The sequence below is a fragment of the Rivularia sp. UHCC 0363 genome, assembly GCF_034931125.1.
Lineage (GTDB): Bacteria > Cyanobacteriota > Cyanobacteriia > Cyanobacteriales > Nostocaceae > Rivularia.
This window is the reverse complement of record NZ_JAYGHM010000115.1, coordinates 1-11,652: the sequence shown is the minus strand read 5'-3', so window position 1 is coordinate 11,652 and position 11,652 is coordinate 1. Positions and strand designations below refer to the sequence as shown.

Genomic DNA, 11,652 nt, shown 5'->3' with positions numbered 1-11,652 from the left:
ACAGACTATTAGTACTCCACCACATTAACTTTGATGGGTGAAATTTTAGTCCTCTGAAGAGGACTTATGCTATTAGTCCGGGAATTGCATTCCCGGACGGGCTGGGAGAAAAACTCCTCAGAACTAATGAAAAGCACTATTAGTCCTAATTTTCCTTGTTTATATACGCTCATAATTGCAAATTATCTTGCGAATATGTTATCTTCCGCACTAACTACTAAACCGAAGATATTTACATAGCATATATTCAGATATATATTGCTGGGTTAAAGTCATGACTGTTAACTGTACCTACGAACATATTCCTGTGACGATCTCTCCGACCTAAAAGGTGCGGAGCTATCTTTGAATCACTTCTATTATTTCCTAGTTGTTCCCTTGCGGGTTTTCGACTTTGACCTAGATTAAGACAACTTAATCTAGAGGCAAACCGTCTGCATAGGCGTTTTGGATTCCCGACTGTCCATCGGTACTAATTATTTTATTTGCTGATTTTTAACACATTTAGAAGTGAATGTATATTTAGTAAGTAGAAAGCCGTGCTTCTAGCACGGAGTTTTAAACCCAACTATTTGATAAAAAATAAGCGGAAAAAACATGATGATAAAAAAATATCTTGACTAAGTTTTAAACTATAGGTCTTAGGCTATACTTTCCCTAGATTTGATACGCAAATTTGTTTTTTTTTGTAATACTGTTATTAACATCTTAATTGATTGATTTTTCAACAAAAAAAATTAGCATGAAAGCTCTCACACCTAAAGGCTCTCACCCTTACATGGTCATAGCCTAAAAAAGTTAGCAAAATCGGCAATTGCCACTCTTAGTTAACAAGTATATTTTTTACGTCTGAAGGTATATGATTTGATAATCAATTTATGAAAAGATTAACAGTTTGTGATGGGATAAAAATATTTCGAGGGGGAGACAAGTTAATATTTGGCTCCAAACCCCTGTAAAGAATAAATGTACATAAATCAAAAAAACAAATCAGGCAACAAAATAGTTATAAAATTTACTCTAATTGTCTTTCTACTCTTGCTAAACTGATAAACCATTATTCAATATGGTTTATGATTCCGTCCGTTTTGTTTGATATATCAATCATTCTATTGTTTAGTCAATTAAAAAAGAGCAATCTAATATAATATCCTGTGTCTCAACTGCCTTCCCAACCAGCTAATAGTAATAGCAGTGTCCCAACAGATGTCACTCCGGTCGTGGCACTCAAAGAACTTGTGGCACGGCTGCATCGGGAGCAGAACAAAATCCAAGATTTACTTTCATCTTTGGGATTTGCTCTCAGAAGTTTCAATAACTTAAACCAGTTTTTGGAACTAATACCGCTGATGGCAACTAGGGTAACAGATGCCGACGGTAGCGCTTTGTTTCTTTATAAACCTAACGGTCAAGTTCGATTAGAACAACTACATTGGCAGGATAGTCGTCAGCGCAAAAATATACGTAAGGCATTAGAAGCAGCTAGCAGCCAAATTTCTCTGCCAACATCTGCACCATTAGCAACCACTAGTGGGATCTTAGATGCTCAAATGCATCGTTGTTTGGGACCAGATATGCAGGCTTTTGGTACCGCTATTTTGGTTAAGCATAAAGAACGTGGATGGCTGTACGTTTTAAGTAGAGACCCGGAATATACTTGGACGGAAACTAGACAAAAGTTAGTACGTTTGGTAGCCGACCAAACCGCAGTTGCAATTGAAAACGACCAGCTAGGTGTAGAATTACGTAAGAAAGAGCGCCTCGATCAAGAATTAGAAATTGGTGCGGAAATTCAACGGCGGCTTTTGCCCCGTCAATGCCCAAGTATTCCTGGTATAGCTTTAGCTGCTCGCTGTAAACCAGCAAATCACGTAGGGGGAGACTATTATGATTTTATTCCGACAAACCATAAGCTGAACGCTGAAGAAAAAGACGGCGATCAGACCCAGACCGATCGCTGGGCTATGGTGATCGGGGATGTGATGGGTAAAGGTGTACCTGCCGGTTTAATCATGACCATGATGCGAGGAATGTTGCGGGGTGAAGTATTGCACTTTAATTCCCCAGCTAGAATTCTGCAAAACTTGAATCGAGTGATGTATGCAGATTTGGAAAATTCCAATCGTTTTATCACCTTGTTTTACTCGGAATACGACCCGCAAAAGCGGATATTATCTTACAGTAATGCGGCACATAATCCCCCTTTGTGGTGGCACGCGGCGACAAAAACCGTTAGCCGACTCGATACAAATGGAATGTTGATTGGTTTAGAAGCCCACAGTCAGTACGAAAATAACCAAGCATACCTAGAGCCAGGGGATACAGTTATTTATTACACCGACGGATTAACTGATGCAGCTTCTCCTTCTGGTGAACGTTTTGATGAAGAAAACCTAATTATTGCTTTTAGCAACGCTTGCAAGTATTACAACGAACCACAAGAAATTCTTGACTGTCTATTCAATCAAATTCAGCAATTCATCGGTGCAGATAGGCAAAATGGCGATGATATGACCGTAGTTGTTTTGCAAACCCGATGAATTGCTAAATAAAGCGGTTTTTACTTAAATGAAATACAAATTAACCTCACCCCCGCTTCCGGTATTCCTCTCCTTGGCAAGGAAATAAGGTGAGGTTTTTGCTGTTGAAAATTAATTACTAGTTAGAACACAACTGTTTGACCCTGCTTTTGTGCGTCTTCCTTGGTATAATAAACACCGTCAATTTTAATACCTTGTTTGTCAAGTAGAGTCAGGGTACCACCTTTATTATCTAAGGAAATACTGTTGGTAAGTAAAGGTACTTGCAATACTTCCCCTGGATTAATCGCACCATTAAGATGATGCTTGCGTTGGTCGTAATCGGTAAGTGACCATCCGCTCAAATCAACTTTATCTGTGGAAGTATTAATTAAAGTCACCGTTTCACTATTACGGTCGCTACCTGTAGGATTGACCAAAGCAGCTAAAATCCGAACTTCCGCAGTACTTGTGGCAAGTAGGGAGTCTAAGCGATCGCCATTTTTGTCGTCAGTGTGGAAAGATTGCGATTGGAAAGCTAAGAAAACCCCAACCCACTGTTCGCGCTTCGGATAGTGAATTAATAATCCCCCATCTTGCCAAACACCGTTATCTTGTTGGAATTTACCTACACTACCTTGATTCATGTGGATGTCATGAATACCGTTACCGGGAAGAAAACCAAAATATTTGTCTTTAACATCGTTTTCCGGACCCCACTTTTCCCCAAAAGCGTAGATAACAGCGTCTTCACTATTTTGCGATCGCGTTACGTATAGTTCAATTAATTCGTTTAAATCGTTGTCGGGACCTGGAACATCGTGAGGTAAAGGTTTCATTTCAGTTGTATCGAACAAATTACCTCGAACGAAGTCCAAAGCTAGTCCACCGGGTTTTCGCTCCAAATGATTAAAGCCGTAATCAAGTTTAACCAATTCTTGAGTAATTGGATGGTCAAAATTATCGTCTACCAAATAAAGTAATTCCGAAGGACTCAGCTTTGATTTTACATTGATAGCAATGCGATGTTTCTCTGAGGACGTATTGATAAGTACCTGGTAGTGAGGAGTTTTACCTTCTCCTATTTTTCTATCAATCGCTTTACCTTTGAGAACACCGTAATTTTTTAAAGGCATAGATGTCTCCTGATGACCTGATTTGAGCTTCTACTCCAAAAACCAAAGTTGGCAATTGGGTAGTTGAGATGCGGAATTCTCTGTTATAACACCTTATTTTTGATACATCTACTGTTGTAAAGATTTTTTTTGGGCTAGTAAATTCACTTAAGAATTGCTTCCCACTAAACAGCTAATTCCAATAAACTTGGATAACCATAAGAACTCTTGGCTTGCAAAGAAAAATTATCGTAATTCCTAAATACAAAATTAGCAGTCACCTGAAGATTATCTTTTAAATTAGAATCTTCCCCAAAAGCTTCTAAAGCGATACTCCACCATTTATTCCCATTAACTTCTATATTAGTGAGTTCTAAACTACAACCGTTATCTACATTTGGATCGCTAGAAACAGGTTGTACTGTATTTGCTACGACTTGATAAAGTTGCGAGAAACGAACTTTTGCGACTCTTACCCATACCGGATTATCGCCAATTTGAGTCAGTTGAAAGGCTTCTCCAGTCGAATCCAATCGCCATTTGCTCCATTTTTCAACATTACCTTCTACCACAGAGCCAAAATTCATCACGTTCGATTTAGGATAACGCCATTTTATTTCCAACGCTCCTTGACGCAATTTAATCCCTAAATAATCGCAATTTGGCGCGTACAGATACACATCTTCGCGTTTTTCTGGTAATTTTGTGGGTGATAACAAGCAATGCTTAAACCAAGATTCAATACTTTCGGGAATATTACCAGAGTAAAACCAGCGTACTTCGTAAGTTGTCAACATACGTGGGACAATAATAACGATAAATTACCCTCATGGTTACGCATTATTTCCAGCTTAAAGGAACCAGAACAAATGTGGAAACGAATTTCAGTTACTTTATTTTTAGTATTTAGTTTGTGCCTTACTAATATTAATACCGCAGCCGCAGCTGCATTTAATAGCTATATAGAATCAACCAATGGCTATCAATTCTTATATCCTACCGGCTGGGTGGAAGTACAGATCGGCAACGGTCCCGATGTTGTATTTCACGATATCATCGAAACAACTGAAAACGTTTCCGTGGTCATCAGTCCGGTTCCATCAGGTAAAACTTTAGCGGAATTAGGTACACCTACAGAAGTAGGATATAAGTTAGGGAAAAATGCTCTCGCTCCCGAAGGCTCTAATCGTACAGCAGAGTTAGTTAATGCCGAACAAAAAATCGGCGAAGATGGTAAAACTTACTATTTATTAGAATTTTTGGTCAAATTCTCCAACGACCGAGAGCGTCACAATCTTGCTAGCGTCGCGATTAGTCGTGGTAAATTATTTACTTTTAACGCTTCAGTACCTGAAAGACGTTGGAATCGCATGAAACGAACGATTCAAGATTCTGTAGGTTCTTTCCGCGTGGATTAATCAGTCAACAGTCAACAGTCAACAGTTAATTCTTGATTGTTATTCCTAACTCTTAACTCCTAACTCCTAACTCCTTTCCCCTCTCCCTCAAAAAATATGGGTACCCCAACCTTTGTCCTCGCTTCTGCTTCGACTGCTCGTCGTCGTCTGCTGCAAAATGTTGGAATCCAACCTTTTGTTTGTGCCAGCGATTTTGATGAGTCTCAAGTTCAAATTGAAAATCCAGCAGAATTAGTGCAAACTCTTGCTTTACGAAAAGCGCAAACTGTAGCACCGAATTTTCAATCGGCTTTAGTTATGGGTTGCGATTCGGTTTTGGCTATTAATGGCGAAATTCACGGTAAACCCGCTAATCAAGAAGAAGCACGTCAACGCTGGCTGATGATGCGGGGTAATTATGGCGAACTTTTTACTGGTCACGTATTTATTGATAATTTACAAAAGCAGAATTTAGTCAAGTATCAAGTAACAAAAGTTTACTTTACTTCAGCGAGCCTTGCAGAAATAGATGCTTATGTAGCTACCGAAGAACCCCTTAAATGTGCTGGTGCTTTTGCATTGGAAGGGAAAGGTTCTGTGTTTGTAGAAAAAATCGAAGGTTGTTACAGTAATGTGGTTGGTTTAAGTTTACCTTTGTTGCGGTTAATGTTAGCGGAAATGGGATATTCTATTGCTGATTTTTGGAATTGAGAAATCAATTATCACCCAGAAGGTGGGGTTGATCGATGATTAGTTTTTATAAATGACGATAATCGAGATATTTCAGGAAAGAGAATTTTCAATCTTTTATAATGCTCCCTATTATTTCTACAATTCCGCTGCGTCAAATGGCTTCAGGTGATATTTTATCGCTACAAGTTTACAAATTTATCGGTGCAACTTCTGGTAAAAAAGTTTATATTCAATCTAATCTTCATGGTGCGGAAATTGTTGGCAATGCTGTGATTCAACGGTTGATTGAGTTTTTGTGGATGTTAGATAATACCGATTTAATTGGAGAAGTTTGGCTGCTTCCAGTTTGTAATCCGATGGGGACTAATCAACGTTCTCATCATTTTTCTGATGGAAGATACTGTACTTATGAAGCGAAGGATTGGAATCGTATTTTCTGGGATTACGAAAAGGATATATCTAAAGACAACGATCGCGAAAATCAGTTATTAGCATTTGCTAAATCTCAGATTAATTGTAATGTAGGGGAAATTAAAAAGAATTTTCTCGATGCAATCAAGCAAAGGTTTAGTACACTTACGGATAAAATTAACTCTGCAAATGGAGTACCTTATACCGAGAAGTTTCGTTACAAACTGCAATCCTTGAGTTTAGATGCAGATTACTTGATTGATATTCATAGTTCGACAAATCAAGGCTTAAACTATCTTTACTACTTTCGCGATCGCCAGGAAAGCGCTAAATATTTTCTGCTCGATTTTGGTATTTTACTCGATGAATATGACGGAGATGCTTTTGACGAAGCTTTTATTAAACCTTGGTTAGCGCTAGAAGAGTGTTTTTTACAGTTGGGTAGAACGGTAAAGTTTGATGTAGAAGCTTGGACGCTCGAACTTGGAAGAGGAATGGAAATGATTCCCGATTCAGTTACAAAAGGTGTTCGAGGTGTGAAAAATTATTTAAAACAAAAGGGTGTGTTGTCCGAAGATTTTAAATTAGATGAATTCCCACAGAAAAATAATCAAATGAGTTTTAAAACTAGAAGTCAAGTTATAAAATATTATGCACCAGTCGGGGGAATGATTAGCTCAAGAGTTGCACTCGGTACGGAAGTACAAGCTGGAGAACAAGTTTATCAAATACTCAATTTTAATAAGCAAGGTAAATTACCTACAACGGTAGATGTTTTTGCGATTATTAATGGGTTTGTATACGATGTTTCTATCAACCAATCAGTAAATGAAGGTGAATTTGTACTTGGAATTATTTAGTATCAAGTTCTCCAGCTAATTCTCTGAGTTCAGTAACCCGGAGAATATTCAACTGCATGGGACAATATGAATACATCTGTGAACCTACGTAAGAACCAGCTAGTTTGCAATGAGTATCTCGATACGTCAACCAAGCTTTTTGGGACTGTTCAAATTGTTGAGCATCCGTTAGCTGCTGCGATCCTAAAATTAGACCTGTCTTTAAAATTATGATAGATAGAGAAAAGCTAATGTATTATGTGTCAAATTTTACTTCCAGATATTCGTTTGATTGGAAGAGCGTCTAAATCAATACCTTGTAGGCAGCGAACGTTTACAGCCCAACCATCAAAGGGTTTTATACCTTCATGAAGCTCTTGTAGCGAGGGGTGGCTTGGACACCGAAATGGCAGAATCCCGCATTTAGGGCAGAAATAGTCCTCAGCAGTCCGAGAACCCCATTGATAGAGCTTCAAATTCTTCCAAGGAGTTAACAAGCGAAGACTTTCCTTTGGCACACGATAGTTCAGCGCACCTCGCTTCGCGCAAATCGAGCAGTCACATGAGCGAACATGGTCAATATCGGCATCGACCTCAAACTGAACAGCGCCGCAGTGACAGGAGCCAATGTACGTAGTCATACTTAATTATTTATTATTTTGTATCGTTCGCTCCACTGTGTTGTTAAGCTTTACTCAACCATTCCAATGATGGCTTGCGCTGCGATTTTACACAGTCCTGCAAATATAAATTAATCAAACTTTGGTAAGAAATCCCCGTTTCTTCAGCTAAACTCTTAAAGTATTCAACAACGTCCTCTTCAAGTCGAATCGTAACTTGCTTCTTCAGCTTCTTGGTGTAAGGGTTCTTTACAGATAGGGAGAAATCATAATTATCTTTCATAAAAAAAACTCTCGTATTGTCGTTGCTCTCTCTTGTTTGCCCGACGAACTGAGAAAATCCGAATAACTTCCTCGTCTTCTTGGTACACATGGCAAACCACTAATAAAGACAACAAGTTGCTCATGCCCAGAAGTATATACCGATCCTCCTCTGACGAATGCTCTGCGTCATACAGCAAACGTGCATTCTCGTCATAAAACACCGTTTCTGCTTCACTAAACGAGATGCCATGCTTTTTCTCATTAGATATCGCCTTAGGTTCATCCCATTCAAATCTCAACTCGCCTACACCTACACTGTAACTACAATGTATATCATAATTTAGTTAGATGCATTGGAGAGGGAATTTTTCACTAACATCTTTATTAAGATCAGTTACACCAACCAATTTAATATTTTATTAATCGCGGGAAAGTAAATAATGATGTATTTTTCAGTTACACATGAATAATATTCAAGACAGCAACTTTTCTCTTCCAGGAGAAGTCCTGATTCCCCAGGCACCTCCGGGATTCAAGTCGGGTTTTATCGGTATTATCGGTCGTCCGAATGTCGGTAAATCGACTTTAATGAATCAATTAGTGGGTCAAAAAATTGCGATTACATCACCAGTAGCGCAAACCACGCGAAATCGATTGCGCGGTATTTTAACCACACCCGAAGCTCAACTGATTTTTGTCGATACACCAGGAATTCATAAACCCCACCATCAGCTGGGGGAAGTTTTGGTCACAAATGCAAAAATCGCCATCGATTCTGTGGATGTTTTACTGTTTGTAGTGGATGGTAGTACAGCTTGCGGTGGTGGCGATCGCTATATTGCTTCACTACTCGAACGTACCACCACGCCGATAATTTTAGGTATCAATAAAATTGATAGTCAACCGGAATCTCAGTTGATAGACGAAAGTTATCTGGAATTAGCAAAGTTTGGAGAATGGCAAACAGCAAGATTTTCTGCTAAAACCAGCGATGGACTGCTAGAACTGCAAAATTTATTAATAGAAAATTTAGAACCCGGTCCTTACTACTATCCACCCGATTTAGTCACCGATCAGCCGGAACGCTTTATTATGGGTGAACTAATTCGAGAACAGATTTTGCTCTTAACTCGCGAAGAAGTTCCCCACTCAGTAGCTATAAGCATCGATTTAGTTGAAGAAACACCTGCAATTACCCGCGTTCTGGCAACAATTAACGTCGAACGCGATTCTCAAAAAGGTATTTTAATTGGTAAAGGTGGAGCAATGCTCAAAACCGTGGGAAGTGCAGCCAGAGAACAGATTCAAAAGTTAATTGCAGGCAAAGTTTACCTAGAATTATTCGTCAGAGTCCAAGCAAAATGGCGACATTCCCGCATCCGCTTGGCGGAATTAGGATACAGAGTTGAGAAGTAATGGGAATTGGGAATTGGTAATTGGTAATTGGTAATTGGGAATTGGTAATTGGTAATTGGGAAAGCAAGGGATCTGTTCAGCGAACACTACAAATGTTTTTATAATTCCTTGTCCCCCCATCTCCCCATCCCCCCATCTCCCCATCTCCCCATCCCCCCATCTCCCCATCTCCCCATCTCCCTAATGCACCGCTACCACAGGTGTTTCTTCCACAGTGGGGCTGCGTAAGTCTTCTACTAGGGCTTGAATTTCTGGTGGTGGTGGTGGTGTTAGACGGGAAACTATTAAGGTGACAATTAAGTTGATCGCCATACCTAATGTGCCAATACCCTCAGCAGAAACACCGAAGAACCAAGTCGGCATTCCGGCAAATTTTACGCCGATAATATAGGCAGTGGTGAAGATTAACCCGGTCAACATTCCGGCGATCGCACCTTCTTTATTAGTACGTTTGTCGAAGATTCCTAAGAATATCGCCGGGAAAAAGCTAGCTGCGGCTAAACCGAAGGCAAATGCGACAACTTGCGCGACAAATCCCGGTGGGTTTACACCAAAGTATCCAGCGACTACCACCGCAAAACCGACCATAATTCTACCAACGAATACCCGCCGACTTTCCGATGCATGGGGGTTAATCATGCGGTAGTAAACGTCGTGAGCGATCGAACTGGAAATTACTAGTAATAAACCGGATGCTGTAGATAAAGCTGCTGCTAAACCACCTGCTGCGACTAAAGCAATTACCCACGGTGCAAGTTTGGCGACTTCTGGGGTGGAAAGTACGATGATATCTTTATCAATTGTGATTTCGTTGGTCGTTTCATCTGGAGTTAACTGCAACTTTCCATCGCCGTTTTTATCGTCAAAAGCTAATAATTTGGTGCTTTCCCATTTTCTTACCCAGTCTAGCTGCTGCACTTGGACAACGGTTTTATCATTTAATGAATTAATTAAGTTGTAGCGAGCAAACATCGAAAGAGCAGGAGCGGTAGTATAAAGTATGGCAATTAATAACAATGCCCAACCCGCAGAATAACGAGCGGCGCGGACGTTGGGAACTGTGTAAAATCTGACGATTACGTGAGGTAAGCCTGCGGTGCCAACCATCAAAGCGATGGTGATAAATAGCACGTCCAACATCGATTTGTTGGTGAAAGGTTGCGTATATTCTTGAAAACCCAAACCAACCTGAACCTCGTTGAGTTTATCGGCAATATCGCTGAAGGTAAACGCAAATTGGGGTATGGGATTTCCAGTAAGATACATGGAAATTGCGATCGCAGGAATCAGATAAGCAACAATCAACACGCAATATTGCGCTACCTGCGTCCAGGTAATGCCTTTCATCCCTCCCAACACAGCGAAAAAGCCGACAATTACCATACCGATGATCACACCAGTATTGACATCAACTTGCAAAAAACGGCTGAAAACGATACCCACACCCCGCATTTGACCGGAGACGTAAGTTAGCGAAATGAAGATAGCGGCAATTACAGCTACTAATCGAGCGAATTGGGAATAATAGCGATCGCCAATAAAATCGGGTACGGTATATTTACCAAATTTTCGCAGATAGGGCGCTAAAAGTAACGCCAGTAATACATAACCGCCAGTCCATCCCAGCAAGTAAATTGAACCGTCATAACCCAAGGCAGAAATTAGCCCAGCCATCGAAATAAACGAAGCTGCCGACATCCAGTCAGCAGCAGTTGCAGCACCGTTAGCAAGGGCTGGAACACCTTGTCCGGCAACGAAAAAGCCTTTACTATCTTTAACGCGAGACTGCCAACCGATGTAGGTGTAAATTAAAAATGAAGCGCCAACAAATAAAATCGTCCAAATTTCAACACTCACAGCTTCCCTACCTTTTAATATTATGTTCGCGGTCTAATTTATCCATTTGCACGGCATAAATAAAAATCAACGCCACAAATACCAGGATTGAACCCTGCTGTGCCATCCAGAAGCCGAAAGGTACGCCAAAAAAACGGATTGTATTCAAAGGTTCCACTAGCAAAATACTAAATACTAGAGAAACCATTGCCCAGACTATTAAAAGATTGCGAATTAAAGCGATATTTTTCCGCCAATAAACGCGGTGGTTTTCGTTATTCATTATTTATCATCATCAATGCATGAGAAATCATACCAGTTCTTCGGGTTTCTGTAGAAAGTGCATGACGATACCGACAGTATTTTTAACTATTGTTAAAGGTTTGGCAAAGCGATCCACTATTGTTATTTGGTTCCATTACTGAGAACTTATGCACTCACAGCACAGGAATTAAGTGGGTATGCAAAATTATTTGTGTCATTGCGAGCGACAGCGAAGCAATCCCAAAGTGTTGCGTTCGCGGAGCGTGAGTATAATTCGG

14 protein-coding genes are annotated in these 11,652 nt (G+C 40.0%); 5 read left to right on the top strand and 9 right to left on the bottom strand.

Features of this window, described 5'->3' with window-relative positions; genetic code table 11:
* Positions 1-1,154 precede the first annotated feature (1,154 nt).
* Positions 1,155-2,540, top strand: coding sequence for a PP2C family protein-serine/threonine phosphatase (locus VB797_RS33785; RefSeq protein WP_323242174.1), 1,386 nt, complete (start codon positions 1,155-1,157; stop codon positions 2,538-2,540).
* Positions 2,541-2,662: 122 nt separating this feature from the next.
* Here the strand turns inward: VB797_RS33785 and VB797_RS33780 are convergent, their stop codons facing one another.
* Positions 2,663-3,655, bottom strand: coding sequence for a DUF2278 family protein (locus VB797_RS33780; protein ID WP_323242173.1), 993 nt, complete (start codon positions 3,653-3,655; stop codon positions 2,663-2,665).
* 164 nt (positions 3,656-3,819) lie between these two features.
* A complete protein-coding gene (locus tag VB797_RS33775; protein ID WP_323242172.1) occupies positions 3,820-4,431 on the bottom strand; it encodes a hypothetical protein in 612 nt (203 codons plus the stop codon).
* 72 nt (positions 4,432-4,503) lie between these two features.
* On the opposite strand from VB797_RS33775, the gene psbP reads away from it, so the two are divergent.
* The 3 genes from psbP to VB797_RS33760 all read left to right on the top strand — a co-directional run bounded on the left by psbP (position 4,504) and on the right by VB797_RS33760 (position 6,995).
* Positions 4,504-5,052, top strand: coding sequence for a photosystem II reaction center PsbP (gene psbP, locus VB797_RS33770; RefSeq protein WP_323242171.1), 549 nt, complete (start codon positions 4,504-4,506; stop codon positions 5,050-5,052).
* Between the two features lie 96 nt (positions 5,053-5,148).
* Positions 5,149-5,742: a nucleoside triphosphate pyrophosphatase gene (locus VB797_RS33765; protein WP_323242170.1), complete on the top strand. Its 594-nt coding sequence runs from the start codon at positions 5,149-5,151 to the stop codon at positions 5,740-5,742.
* A 101-nt stretch (positions 5,743-5,843) separates the two neighbouring features.
* Entirely contained in the window at positions 5,844-6,995 is a 1,152-nt protein-coding gene (locus VB797_RS33760; RefSeq protein WP_323242169.1) for a succinylglutamate desuccinylase/aspartoacylase family protein, read from the top strand.
* On the opposite strand, the gene VB797_RS33755 is transcribed toward VB797_RS33760, so the two are convergent.
* Genes VB797_RS33755 through VB797_RS33740 form a run of 4 tightly spaced genes read right to left on the bottom strand, consistent with a single transcriptional unit; the run spans position 6,988 to position 8,157 of the window.
* Positions 6,988-7,185, bottom strand: coding sequence for a lysozyme inhibitor LprI family protein (locus VB797_RS33755; RefSeq protein ID WP_323242175.1), 198 nt, complete (start codon positions 7,183-7,185; stop codon positions 6,988-6,990). The genes VB797_RS33760 and VB797_RS33755 overlap by 8 nt on opposite strands.
* 52 nt (positions 7,186-7,237) lie before the next feature.
* Entirely contained in the window at positions 7,238-7,615 is a 378-nt protein-coding gene (locus tag VB797_RS33750) for a GFA family protein (protein WP_323242168.1), read from the bottom strand.
* Positions 7,616-7,658: 43 nt separating this feature from the next.
* Positions 7,659-7,877 (bottom strand): DUF6364 family protein, encoded by a 219-nt coding sequence (locus VB797_RS33745; protein ID WP_323242167.1) that lies wholly within the window; start codon positions 7,875-7,877, stop codon positions 7,659-7,661.
* Positions 7,867-8,157, bottom strand: a complete 291-nt coding sequence (locus VB797_RS33740; RefSeq protein ID WP_323242166.1) for a BrnT family toxin — start codon at positions 8,155-8,157, stop codon at positions 7,867-7,869. The genes VB797_RS33745 and VB797_RS33740 overlap by 11 nt, the downstream gene beginning before the upstream one ends.
* Before the next feature lie 163 nt (positions 8,158-8,320).
* Between VB797_RS33740 and era the strand changes: the two genes are divergently transcribed.
* Complete coding sequence (gene era, locus VB797_RS33735; RefSeq protein ID WP_323242165.1) at positions 8,321-9,274, top strand: GTPase Era; 954 nt, start codon at positions 8,321-8,323, stop codon at positions 9,272-9,274.
* On the opposite strand, the gene VB797_RS33730 is transcribed toward era, so the two are convergent.
* Genes VB797_RS33730 through VB797_RS33720 form a run of 3 tightly spaced genes read right to left on the bottom strand, consistent with a single transcriptional unit; the run spans position 9,251 to position 11,393 of the window.
* Positions 9,251-9,442: a hypothetical protein gene (locus tag VB797_RS33730; RefSeq protein WP_323242164.1), complete on the bottom strand. Its 192-nt coding sequence runs from the start codon at positions 9,440-9,442 to the stop codon at positions 9,251-9,253. The two genes, era and VB797_RS33730, sit on opposite strands and share 24 nt — an antisense overlap.
* Positions 9,443-9,454: 12 nt before the next feature.
* Positions 9,455-11,131, bottom strand: a complete 1,677-nt coding sequence (locus VB797_RS33725; RefSeq protein WP_323242163.1) for a sodium:solute symporter family protein — start codon at positions 11,129-11,131, stop codon at positions 9,455-9,457.
* Between the two features lie 7 nt (positions 11,132-11,138).
* A complete protein-coding gene (locus VB797_RS33720) occupies positions 11,139-11,393 on the bottom strand; it encodes a DUF4212 domain-containing protein (protein WP_323242162.1) in 255 nt (84 codons plus the stop codon).
* Positions 11,394-11,652 lie beyond the last annotated feature (259 nt).

Bases quoted from the DNA above. Each gene is read 5' to 3' on its own strand.
- VB797_RS33780 (WP_323242173.1), bottom strand. From the start codon at position 3,655: ATGCCTTTAAAAAATTACGGTGTTCTCAAAGGTAAAGCGATTGATAGA.
- VB797_RS33775 (WP_323242172.1), bottom strand. From the start codon at position 4,431: ATGTTGACAACTTACGAAGTACGCTGGTTTTACTCTGGTAATATTCCC.
- psbP (WP_323242171.1), top strand. From the start codon at position 4,504: ATGTGGAAACGAATTTCAGTTACTTTATTTTTAGTATTTAGTTTGTGC.
- VB797_RS33765 (WP_323242170.1), top strand. From the start codon at position 5,149: ATGGGTACCCCAACCTTTGTCCTCGCTTCTGCTTCGACTGCTCGTCGT.
- VB797_RS33760 (WP_323242169.1), top strand. From the start codon at position 5,844: ATGCTCCCTATTATTTCTACAATTCCGCTGCGTCAAATGGCTTCAGGT.
- VB797_RS33750 (WP_323242168.1), bottom strand. From the start codon at position 7,615: ATGACTACGTACATTGGCTCCTGTCACTGCGGCGCTGTTCAGTTTGAG.
- VB797_RS33745 (WP_323242167.1), bottom strand. From the start codon at position 7,877: ATGAAAGATAATTATGATTTCTCCCTATCTGTAAAGAACCCTTACACC.
- era (WP_323242165.1), top strand. From the start codon at position 8,321: ATGAATAATATTCAAGACAGCAACTTTTCTCTTCCAGGAGAAGTCCTG.
- VB797_RS33730 (WP_323242164.1), bottom strand. From the start codon at position 9,442: ATGGGGAGATGGGGGGATGGGGAGATGGGGAGATGGGGGGATGGGGAG.
- VB797_RS33720 (WP_323242162.1), bottom strand. From the start codon at position 11,393: ATGAATAACGAAAACCACCGCGTTTATTGGCGGAAAAATATCGCTTTA.